Annotated in this window: 9 protein-coding genes; 5 read left to right on the top strand and 4 right to left on the bottom strand. The window is 57.7% G+C overall.

What is annotated here, in order from left to right; genetic code table 11:
• Positions 1-114: 114 nt before the first annotated feature.
• Both VF694_RS10840 and VF694_RS10835 read left to right on the top strand, forming a co-directional pair.
• A complete protein-coding gene (locus VF694_RS10840) occupies positions 115-855 on the top strand; it encodes a TSUP family transporter (RefSeq protein WP_059318078.1) in 741 nt (246 codons plus the stop codon).
• A gap of 95 nt (positions 856-950) precedes the next feature.
• Complete coding sequence (locus tag VF694_RS10835) at positions 951-1,658, top strand: GntR family transcriptional regulator (RefSeq protein WP_440164343.1); 708 nt, start codon at positions 951-953, stop codon at positions 1,656-1,658.
• Between the two features lie 320 nt (positions 1,659-1,978).
• Here the strand turns inward: VF694_RS10835 and VF694_RS10830 are convergent, their stop codons facing one another.
• On the bottom strand, positions 1,979-2,527 hold the full coding sequence (locus VF694_RS10830; RefSeq protein ID WP_003805282.1) for a ferritin-like domain-containing protein: 549 nt from the start codon (positions 2,525-2,527) through the stop codon (positions 1,979-1,981).
• A gap of 544 nt (positions 2,528-3,071) precedes the next feature.
• On the opposite strand from VF694_RS10830, the gene VF694_RS10825 reads away from it, so the two are divergent.
• Together VF694_RS10825 and VF694_RS10820 are read left to right on the top strand one after the other, a co-directional pair.
• Positions 3,072-3,614 (top strand): Chromate resistance protein ChrB, encoded by a 543-nt coding sequence (locus tag VF694_RS10825; RefSeq protein ID WP_440164342.1) that lies wholly within the window; start codon positions 3,072-3,074, stop codon positions 3,612-3,614.
• Positions 3,598-4,821 carry an MFS transporter gene (locus tag VF694_RS10820; RefSeq protein WP_003805288.1) on the top strand — a complete coding sequence of 408 codons (1,224 nt, stop codon included), beginning with the start codon at positions 3,598-3,600 and terminating at the stop codon, positions 4,819-4,821. The genes VF694_RS10825 and VF694_RS10820 overlap by 17 nt, the downstream gene beginning before the upstream one ends.
• A 250-nt stretch (positions 4,822-5,071) precedes the next feature.
• Here the strand turns inward: VF694_RS10820 and ssb are convergent, their stop codons facing one another.
• Together ssb and VF694_RS10810 are read right to left on the bottom strand one after the other, a co-directional pair.
• Positions 5,072-5,584 carry a single-stranded DNA-binding protein gene (ssb, locus tag VF694_RS10815; RefSeq protein WP_003805289.1) on the bottom strand — a complete coding sequence of 171 codons (513 nt, stop codon included), beginning with the start codon at positions 5,582-5,584 and terminating at the stop codon, positions 5,072-5,074.
• 258 nt (positions 5,585-5,842) lie between these two features.
• A complete protein-coding gene (locus VF694_RS10810; RefSeq protein WP_003805292.1) occupies positions 5,843-7,054 on the bottom strand; it encodes an MFS transporter in 1,212 nt (403 codons plus the stop codon).
• Positions 7,055-7,165: 111 nt separating this feature from the next.
• Between VF694_RS10810 and uvrA the strand changes: the two genes are divergently transcribed.
• Positions 7,166-10,129: an excinuclease ABC subunit UvrA gene (uvrA, locus tag VF694_RS10805; RefSeq protein ID WP_003805294.1), complete on the top strand. Its 2,964-nt coding sequence runs from the start codon at positions 7,166-7,168 to the stop codon at positions 10,127-10,129.
• A gap of 122 nt (positions 10,130-10,251) precedes the next feature.
• Here the strand turns inward: uvrA and VF694_RS10800 are convergent, their stop codons facing one another.
• Complete coding sequence (locus VF694_RS10800) at positions 10,252-11,376, bottom strand: deoxyguanosinetriphosphate triphosphohydrolase (protein WP_059318073.1); 1,125 nt, start codon at positions 11,374-11,376, stop codon at positions 10,252-10,254.
• Between the last annotated feature and the right edge of the window lies 1 nt (position 11,377).

Below are 11,377 nucleotides of genomic sequence, written 5' to 3'. Positions count from 1 at the left end.
TATCTTCAATCTTTATTTCATATCAGAAAAATCTACCGGAAATTGGGGAAAACTCTGAGAGTTTGAAGAGTAAAACTTCCGGATTGAATACCTTATACAAATAAAAGGATGGGCATGGCGGCTTTAATCGATCTTGTGGACCCGCTATCCTGGTTGCTGATGGCGTGTCTGGTGGTTCTGGCCGCTTTTCTGCAAGGAGTAGGCGGGATTGGCTTTGCCATGCTGGTGGCCCCCATTGCAGCACTGATCTTCCCGCAACTGGTTCCTGGCCCCTTACTGGCTCTGGGTGGCAGTGTCTCCTTGCTGGCCGCGCTGCGAGAGCGCACCTATATCGTGCCGCATGTCGTGACCTGCGCGCTAGGGGGACGTGCTGTGGGTTCGGTCATCGCAGTACTGGGCATGACACAGCTGCCTCTGGAAGCCGTTAACCTGGGTTTTGCGGTCGCTATCCTGGCCGCCGTCGCACTGAGCGCCTGGGGCCTGCGCATCCTGCCCTCCCTGCGCAACATGATTCTGGCCGGCATTGCATCGGGCATCATGGGCACACTGACCTCGGTGGGCGCCCCTGCCCTGGCCATGGCCATGCAAAATCTGGCTCCTGCACAGCTACGCGCTTCTCTGGGTCTGATTTTATTTTTAGGCGCCAGCCTGTCACTGCTACTGCTTATTCTGGCAGGCCTGTTCACCCTGCAGCAGGCCATGCTCAGCATCGTGCTGTATCCGTTCATGCTGCTGGGCTTTGCGTTGTCAGGACAGCTACGCCATAAAGTCAGCCTGAGCTTGATGCGCAGGCTGCTGTTGGGCATCTGCTCGCTCAGCGCACTCGCGTTGATTGCACGGACTTTATGGAATTGATTGCTTAGGGGCCAAACTGTATACCATATTCAGAAAAGCACGCTCACGCCGTATAATCATGCCTGGCCCTTTTGCCCGATTGCACAGGTCGTACCATGAATATCCCCAGCTTCAGCCTTCCTCATTCCTTGACCGGCTCAGACAACCGTCGTCTGGGTGATCAGCATGCGTCATTGTTTGCCGTCATCCGTGATCAATTACGCGAACGCATTCTGAGTGGCGAATTTCACCCCGGTGACCGACTGGTGGAGGGCAAGCTGGCTACCGAGCTGGGCGTCTCGCGCATACCGGTACGAGAAGCCCTGCGTGAGCTGGCCTCAGAAGGGCTGGTCACTATTGAGCCACGCCGTGGTGCCTCGGTGGCCGTGCTGTCGGCAGAGATCGCCTACAACATGGCTGAAGTACGCGCCACCTTGGAAGGCCTCAACGCAAAGCTGGCTGCCCAGCGTCGCGATCCCGCCAATATCGAGAAGCTGCAAGCTATTCTGACCCAAGGCCACGACGCGATGGACGCTGGCAATCTGGACTTGCTCAAATCCCTGAACCGGCAATTTCATGAAACCCTGGCCACCATGTCGGGCAATATCGTGCTAACCGAACTGATGCGCTCCTTGCGTGATCGCACCGCATTGCTCTTTGCGCCCAGCAATTTGCAACGCATCCGCCAAAACTGGGAAGATCACGCTCAGATTCTGAATGCCGTCGTAGCCGGCAATAGTGATCTGGCCAACCTGCTGGCCACCCAGCATGTCCATAATGCGGCCAAAGCGTATCAGGACGCCCAAAGCGGCGAGAAACCCTGATCGATCAAGTCGGCGTGCTCCACCTCCAGCGCTGGACCTGAGCCCGTGCACAGGGTTCGTCGACCCTGAAAGACGCGTGCCCCAGCGTCCGCATTGATTTGACTGTTGAAAGTCGCAGCGCGCGTGCCGTGGGCAGCCTGCACGCCCTACTCTTGAGTCACACGGGGTGCCAGGCTGGCCTTGCACAGGGGCTTCGTCACGACGGTGCCCACCTCCCCGGCCATGGCTCGCCACTCGCCCCATCGCTGCCCTGCTTTTTCAGAATCAGACAATAAAAACCCCGGCAATGACCGGGGTTGGCTGGGCTATGATCAGCTCAGTTAAATGTCCAGCAGATCTCCCATATCATCTGCGTGTTCTTCCTCAACAGCCATAATCTCAATCAGCATCTGGCGGGTCGTGGGGTCGGTGTCGCCGATACGTTCAATCATCTGCCGGTAGGACTCAATGGCAATACGCTCGGCAATCAGATTGGCACGGATCATGGATTTAATATCACTGCTGTCGTCATATTCCGCGTGGCTGCGTTCAACCAGATTCTGAGGATTGAAGTCTGGCTCGCCGTTCAGTTGTACGATCCGCTCGGCAATACGGTCGGCATGCTCGGCTTCTTGCTGGGCATGCTCCAGAAACTCGGCTTTGATAGGTTCATTGTTCAAACCGGTGGCGGTGAAATAGTGGCGCTTGTAGCGCATCACACAGACTAGCTCGGTGGCCAGAGCTTCATTGAGCATCTGAATGATTTCTTCGCGATTGCCCTTATAGCCGGACGCCACCGCCCCATCGTCCACAAACTTCTTGGCAGCCGCGCGAATAGCGGCAACATCAAAGGGACCGTGGTTTGGTGTCACAACTTTATGCTTACTCATTGCATTCCTCCGTATTGATTCCCACCGCGAACGCGCGGCGCCGTATCACGCAACAACCGGAAACGAACACACGGACTTCAGAACCAACCAGAGCTTGCGTTAAGAACAAGCACGTTACCTAAGCCTGGGTTTGAAGTCTGCACGCTGCTTGTGGTTGAGACCGGTCGTGCAAGAAACTGAACAAAGTGGATAGGCTGTTTCATAGTAGCGACTGCTCTCGCGCTTGAAAAGCTGAAAACGGCGGCAGGCGTCAGCCGACACACAGGCAGATTTACGCAGCAGGGCTGGCAAGCACTCACCCCTAAAACACGGAAAACTGACGAGCCATGCGGCTTAGCCAGGACATGGGGTGCCGGCACAAGAGGCCGGAACACGCCCTCATTGTGTTCAAGCCGAGATACAAGACCAAACACTTGGATACAGGCGCACGCTGTTTTCAGGGTGGAAGCGTCCCTTGGCCTCGTAGGCCAGATAAGGCCGATGCCTATTTTAAGAATCAATGGATTCTATTAATATGAATCGACCGTTACTTTTATTGCGGACAATGACTTCAAGAAGCTGGATACTACTGACTTACAAAGTCCCTGCGGAACCCAGTGCCAAACGTCTGGCACTGTGGCGACGCTTGAAAAGCCTGGGGGCGGTTTATCTGCAAAACGGTGTGTGCGTCCTGCCCAAAACGGATGAGCATGTGCGTCGCCTGAAAGTGCTGGAAAATGACATCGCGACCATGCAAGGCGAGTGTGTCCTGCTAGAGACGGTTGCCCTGGACAAAGCCCAGGAGGATAAAGTGATCGCCCGCTTCACGCACGAGCGCAACGATCAATACCAGGAACTGCTGGGTCGCTGCCGGGACTTCGAAGCCGAGATCGACAAGGAAATATCGATTCAGAAATTCACCTATGCCGAGCTCGACGAAGAGGAAACCGACCTGAAGAAACTGGAGAGCTGGTACGAAAAAATCCAGAAACTGGATTTTTATGGCGCTCCCCTGGCACAGATTGCTCAAGAGCGTCTGCAAGCGTGCAGGGCCCGACTGGGAGCCTATGCCCAAATGGTCTACGACGCCCATGAAGAAAACCGCTGATCCCATGCCTGCCCAGGCCCTCGCCTCCCGAGCCAACATTCACCGTAGCGTCTGGGCGCTGGGTTTCGTGTCCATGTTCATGGACATTTCCTCCGAGCTGATCCATGCCCTGCTGCCTATCTACATGGTTACGGTCCTTGGCACCTCGGTACTGGCAGTGGGCCTGATCGAAGGTATTGCCGAAGCCACAGCCTCCATCATGAAAGTGTTTTCCGGCGCCCTCAGCGACCGTTTTGGCAAGCGCAAGCTGCTGGCCGTCATTGGCTATGGCCTGGCTGCCCTGACCAAACCGATTTTCCCCCTGGCGAACTCCTTGGACTGGCTGGTCGGCGCCCGTTTTGTCGATCGCATTGGCAAAGGCATACGCGGCGCCCCCCGCGACGCTCTGGTTGCCGATGTCACTCCACCCGAACTGCGCGGCGCAGCCTATGGCCTACGGCAAACGCTCGATACCATTGGCGCATTTATCGGCCCTTTACTGGCAATCGGACTGATGTGGTGGACGGCCAATAACTACCAGCTAATCTTCTGGGTCGCAGTCCTGCCCGCCTTTACGGCCCTTGCTATTTTGGTGTTCTTTGTACGCGAACCCAAACTACCCGCCACAAACCGCCCCCGCACACTGCCGCTGAACCGGCAAGAGTTAGGCCGCCTGGGCTCCCGTTACTGGTGGGTAATCGTGATTGGTCTGGCCTTTACCCTGGCCCGTTTTAGCGAAGCCTTCCTGATTCTGCGCGGCGAATCCAGCGGACTGCCACCCATGTGGGCCCCAGCCGTGCTGGTCCTGATGAGTGTGGCCTTCTCGCTGTCTGCCTACCCTGCCGGTGTCCTGTCCGACCGCATGCGTAAAACCGATCTGCTCCTGATCGGCGTGGCCTTGCTGATTGCAGCAGACCTGATTCTAGCCTTCGTCCCCGGCCTGTTTGGCCTCGGTTTAGGGGTAGCGCTGTGGGGGCTGCACATGGGATTTACTCAGGGCCTGTTCAATGTACTGATCGCTGACAGCGCCCCCGCCGAACTACGCGGCACTGCCTTTGGCCTGTTCCACCTGCTAACCGGCATTGCACTGCTGCTGGCCAGTGTGATTGCGGGCCTGCTGTGGGACTCCATCGGCTTTCAGGGGACATTTGCCGCTGGCGCACTCTTTGCCGTCTTGACGGGAGCTGGTCTGATCGCCCTACGGCGCTCTGCCCAAGGACACTTTTAAAACGCCGCCTGAGACGATGCAGCAAACGCAGACTCGGGTTCTGCCCACCGTGCCGCCCAACGGGTTGGAGCTAGCTACCTACCCTCAACGGCTCACTGGTTTTCGCCACGCGAGTCGGGACTGCGCAGCCAGGGCGTCAAACGGGGCCCTGCCTCATTGCGAACCGTCGACCTCGTCGACGACGACCCACAAAAAAACCCTGGCCCGCACGCTGCTAACCAGGGTTTCTGAGCCTGAAGGCTGCTGAGAATTAGAACGGAATGTCGTCATCCATATCGGCCAGATTATCCGACATGGGTGCGGGGTTGCGGGGGGCCTGTTGCGGTGCCTGCTGCGCAGGAGCAGGACGCTGAGCGCGCTGAGGAGCCGGCGCACCACCGCCATATTCGCCACCGCCCATGCTGCCACCACCCATCTCGCCGCCACTATCACGACCACCCAGCATTTGCATTTGCTCGGCAATGATTTCAGTCGTGAAGCGTTCCTGTCCGTCCTGACCCGTCCATTTACGGGTACGCAGACGACCTTCCACGTAGACGGGACGGCCTTTGCGAAGGTACTCACCGGCAATTTCAGCCAGGCGGTTGTAGAACACCACGCGGTGCCATTCCGTTTCCTCGCGGCGTTCGCCGGAGGTACGGTCTTTCCACTGCGAAGTCGTGGCAATGGAAATATTGCAGATGGCCGAACCTTCCGCGCTGTAGCGTACTTCTGGGTCACGGCCAAGATTGCCCACCAGAATGACTTTATTTACCGATGCCATGAAAAAATCCTGTAGTCAAAATTTCAATATCAAGCCGTATTATCGTGGATTCGTGCCTTAATTAACACTCCCACGCGGCTGCCGGCGAGACTGTTTTGCCCATGCCGACCATCCCCGTACGACACCTTGAAAGGCCTGTCAGGCTCTGCAGCCCAACCCTGTCGCAGCCATGCCCAGCTCTTGCTACCTGGGCCCATCCGGTCACCTTACAGGCGCCTGCCCGCCAGCTTATTGCACAGGCGTAACCAACACCGCCTTTCAGTATTTGTCTTTGAACCCACGCGCCGTCAGTAGCCAGAGCACGGCCAGGGCGGCACCCGTCCACAACACCCATTGGATTTGCCCACGACCCGCCAGGACGCCCCCAACCAGCCCACCTGCAAATACGCCCAGGGACTGAGAGGTGTTGTAAAAACCCAGCGCCAAGCCCTTATATTCGGGCGGTGCCACACGCGAGACCAAAGACGGCTGCAAGGCTTCCAGCACGTTAAAACCAATGAAAAACAAGGTCAATGCAGCCACCATGGGCACCAACGCATCGCGTGCCCACGGCATGACAGCCAGTACCACGATCAACAGCAACACAGCCAGTTCCAACGCTTGCTTATGGCGCTTGCGAGTCTCGGTCCAGAACACCGCCGGCACCATCAGTACAAAGGACACCAGGATGACGGGCAGGTACACCTTCCATAAATCCTGCGTTCCATAACCGCCCAAGGTAGCCAGAATACCCGGCACCACGATGAACAAAGACATCAGGATAAAGTGCAGACAGAACACCCCAAAATTCAGGCGTAACAAATCCATATGACGCAAGACCTGCCCAGCCGTGACCCGCACAATCGAAGCGGGCGCTTTAGGGGCGCTGGGCACAGCAAAAGCCGCGATCAACAGACAGACAAAACCCAGCAAACTGATCGCCCAGAACAAGCCTGACAGTCCGAATTGTCCCACCAGAACTGGGGAAAGAACCAGCGATACGGCAAAAGACAGACCAATCGAGCCGCCCACCATGGCCATTGCACGCGTCCGTACCTCAGGGCGCGTGGAGTCAGCCACCCAAGCGGAAATAGCGGCCGAAACCGCCCCCAAACCCTGGATACACCGCCCGACTGTCACCCAGTCGATATGTTGCGCCAGGGCCGAGATCACCCCGCCAATCACAAACAGCGCCATGCCAATGACAATCACCGGACGACGGCCAAAGCGGTCCGAAGCCATGCCCAAGGGAATCTGCAACACGGCCTGTGTCAGGCCATAGGCCCCCAGAGCAAGGCCGACGCGGGCGGCATCATTGCCGCCTGGCAACGCGTGCGCGGCAACAGCGAACACGGGGGTAAGCAAAAACAGGCCCAGCATCCGAGAGGCAAACAACAAAGCAAGCAGGATGCTGGCCTTGCGTTCCTGCCGGGTCAGACTCAGGCGTGCTGGGCGCGAGCCGGCCGTATTCATGGTTTGATGTGTACTCATTTAATACTCTGTCACAACTGGGCTGCCAAGGAGCCCCGTTACCCGTTCACATAAATTCTGACGCAACGCGCTATAGTAGCAAGTTGCCTTTTGACAAGCCTAAATAAAGCGATGGAAGCCATCCGCATTCGTGGTGCCCGTACCCACAACCTGAAAAATGTCTCCGTAGACCTGCCACGCCACCAGTTGGTCGTGCTGACGGGGCTGTCCGGTTCTGGGAAATCCTCTCTTGCCTTCGACACTTTGTATGCCGAGGGCCAGCGGCGCTATGTGGAAAGCCTGTCCGCTTATGCACGCCAGTTTCTGCAACTGATGGACAAACCCGATGTCGACCTGATCGAAGGCTTATCGCCGGCCATTGCCATCGAACAAAAGGCGGCGGGCCATAACCCGCGCTCGACAGTCGGTACCACAACCGAGATCCACGATTATTTGCGCCTATTGTACGCGCGCGTCGGCACACCTTACTGCCCGGACCACCATCTGGCACTGCAGGCCCATAGCGTGAGCCAGATGGTAGACCAGATTCTGCAATGGGAACCAGAAACCCGTATCGCTGTGCTGGCTCCCCTGCACCGCGCCCGGGTAGGCGATTTGCAACTGGAACTGCGTGGCTTGCAGGCCCAAGGCTTTGTGCGGGTACGGGTCGATGGGGAAATCTCCAGCATTGAAGATCTGCCGGCGCTCGATGCTGAGCAGGCTCATGATCTGGACCTGGTGATAGACCGGCTGCGTATCCGGCCCGACAGCCAGCAACGTCTGGCAGAAAGCCTGGAAACCGCCCTGTCCACCAGCAATGGGCGCTGCCTGGTGGTCAATCTGGACACCGGTCGGGAACAGCCCTATTCCAGCCACTACGCCTGCCCGGTCTGTGATTACTCCCTGCCCGAGCTGGAACCGCGCCTGTTCAGCTTCAACAATCCGGCCGGCGCCTGCCCGGAATGCAACGGTTTGGGTCAAGTCGATGTGTTCGACCCGGAACGCGTTGTCGCTTTCCCGGAACTGAGCCTGGCCGGCGGTGCGATAGCGGGCTGGGATAGACGCAATGCCTTTACCTATACCCTGCTGACCAGCCTGGCAGCCCATTATCACTTTGATATCGACGCACCCTTCGAGTCCCTGCCCGACGAACTGCGCCACACCGTGCTGTATGGCTCCGGCGCTGAGGAAATTCCTTTTCTCTATTTGAACGAGAAAGGTCGCACCACGGTGAAAACTCACCCCTTTGAAGGTGTGATTCCCAATCTGCAACGTCGCTGGGCGGAAACCGATTCCAGCGCTGTGCGCGAGGAACTGAACAAGCTGCGTCGCACCCAGACCTGCCCAGCCTGCCATGGTGCACGCCTGCGTCTGGAAGCGCGTCACGTCCGTATTGGGGACGACCCGGTTCACCATCCCACAGAATGCAAGCATCAGGCAGGCGCCGCGCCTGCCAGCCCAGCAGCCCGCAACGTCGACAAATTGCCTGAAAATACTGCGCAGTGCGCACAGGCAAGCGCCACAACTCAAGGACAGGCCAAGGGTCTGGCCATCTATGAAGTCGAAGCCCTGGCTTTGTCTGACTGCCTGGCCTGGTTCGAGCACCTTTCGTTAACAGGGGCAAAAAAAGAGATTGCCGACCGTATCGTGCGTGAAATCCGCCTGCGGCTGGAGTTTCTGAACAATGTGGGTCTGAACTACCTGTCTCTGGACCGCAGTGCCGACACCATCTCGGGTGGCGAGGCGCAGCGTATTCGTCTGGCCAGCCAGATCGGCTCCGGCCTGACCGGGGTAATGTACGTTTTGGATGAGCCCTCGATTGGCCTGCATCAGCGCGATAACGACAAGCTGATCCAGACCCTGCAACACCTGCGGGACCTGGGCAATAGCGTGATTGTGGTCGAACACGACGAGGACATGATCCGCAGCGCCGACTACGTCATTGATATGGGCCCGGGCGCAGGCGAACACGGCGGACAGATCACCGCTCAGGGCTCTCCCACAGAGCTGGCCAGCAACCCGGCCTCGATGACCGGGCAGTACCTGTCCGGGCAACGGAAAATTGCCATTCCCAAACGCCGTCCAGTGGATGACAGCCTGAACTGGCTGCGCTTGTACGGCGCCAGCGGCAATAATCTGAAATCGGTGGATCTGGCGATTCCTGCAGGCCGGCTGGTTTGCATTACCGGGGTATCCGGCTCCGGCAAATCCACCCTCATCAACGACACCCTGGCCACGGCTTTCTCGCATCTGCTGCATCGCGCCCACGCCGAACCTGCCCCCTATGACCGCATGGAAGGGCTGGAACATTTCGACAAGATCATCACGGTGGACCAAACACCGATTGGCCGTACTCCGCGCAGTAACCCAGCCACGTACACCGGCATGTTCACCGCTATTCGCGAGCTGTTTGCCAGTGTGCCCGAGGCTCGCCTGCGCGGCTACGACCCGGGTCGCTTCTCTTTTAACGTCAAGGGCGGTCGCTGCGAGGCTTGCCAGGGCGATGGCGTGGTCAAGGTCGAGATGCACTTTCTGCCCGACGTCTACGTGCCTTGTGATGTCTGCCAGGGCCGTCGCTACAACCGCGAAACCCTGGATATCCGCTACCGGGGTCGCAATATCAGCGAAGTGCTGGATCTGACCGTTGAGCAGGCGCTGGAGTATTTTGATGCGGTCCCCGCAGTGGCCCGCAAACTAAGCACTCTGATCGATGTAGGGCTGTCCTATATACGTCTGGGTCAAAGCGCGACCACTCTGTCCGGGGGTGAGGCTCAACGAGTGAAATTGTCACTGGAGCTGTCCAAACGCAGTACCGGCCAAACCTTGTACGTGCTGGACGAGCCGACCACCGGCCTGCACTTTCAGGATATTGCCGTCTTGTTGGACGTGTTGGACAAGCTGGTCGAGTCTGGCAATAGCGTGGTTGTCATTGAACACAACCTGGATGTCATCAAGACCGCTGACTGGCTTGTGGACATGGGGCCGGAAGGCGGCCAGGGCGGTGGACAGATTGTGGTGCAAGGCACCCCGGAAACGGTTGCCGCCTGTGAACAAAGCCATACCGGGCGCTATCTGAAGCCTTTGTTGCAGCGCTAAGGTCCTGCTTCGCAGGACGCTACCACCAGAGATCCAGGCTTAAAGACCGCTCATTCGCCGCATCCTGGGCCATTAAAGCGGTTTCTACGGCCGTGCCTCCTGGTGAGGTCGATCTATCAGGCCTACATCTTGAATATCGCGTCATGTTCGCGAATGGCATGGCGGTCCGTCATCCCCGCAATGTAGTCGGCGATGGCCCGGGCCTGGGCAATAGGGTCTTCACGACGATGCTCGGCCGCCAGCAGGCGCGGATCATCCAAAAAAGCGTGAAACAGTTCGCGCACAATATTCTGTGCCTTGCTCATCATGCGCACCACTTTGTAATGACGGTATAAGTTGGCATGCAAAAACCGCTTGAGCTCATCAGCCTGAGCGCGTAGTTCCGGCGAGAACCCAGCCAGGCGCGGTAACTGACGAATCGCCTCCACACTATCAGGACGGTGCTCCTCCAGCCTGGCACGCGTGGTTTCGGTTAAATCGACCACCAGGGTATTGATCATGCCACGGATAATTTCAGCTACCAGACGCTGACCACTCAAGCCCGGGTACTGAGTCTGCACATGCTCGTAATGATCACGAAACAGACGCAGCTCCAGCAATTGCTCCAGACGAATCAGGCCGGAGCGCAAACCGTCATCAATATCATGATTGTTGTAAGCAATTTCATCAGCCAGATTGGCCATTTGCGCTTCCAACGACGGTTGGGTGCGATCAATGAAGCGCTGGCCGACCTCGCCCAATTCCCGCGCATGTTTTAGTGAGCAGTGCTTCAAAATCCCTTCGCGGGTTTCAAAGCACAGGTTCAGACCATTGAAGGCGGCATAGCGCTCTTCGAGCTCGTCCACTACCCGCAGGCTTTGCAGATTGTGCTCAAAGCCCCCGGCCTCGGGCCGCAGGCTTTGCATGCAACTATTCAAGGTATCCTGACCCGCATGGCCAAAAGGGGTATGGCCCAGATCATGAGCGAGGGAGATCGCTTCAATCAGGTCTTCGTGCAAGCCCAGATTGCGGGCGATGGCCCGCGCCAGCTGGGCCACTTCCAGACTATGCGTCAAACGTGTCCGAAACAAATCACCTTCGTGGTTAATGAAAACCTGGGTCTTGTATTCCAGCAAACGAAACGCATTGCAGTGAATAATCCGGTCGCGGTCCCGCTGAAAGGCATTCCGGCCTTGGGGCGCTGCCTCTGCATAACGCCGACCGCGGGACTGTTCAGGGTGACAGGCATAAGCGGCAAGCATTTGCATG

The sequence above is a fragment of the Alcaligenes sp. Lyrl_28 genome (genome assembly GCF_051948705.1).
Lineage (GTDB): Bacteria > Pseudomonadota > Gammaproteobacteria > Burkholderiales > Burkholderiaceae_B > Alcaligenes > Alcaligenes ammonioxydans.
Note: the sequence above shows the minus strand (reverse complement) of the source record. Positions and strands in the feature narration are given on the sequence as shown.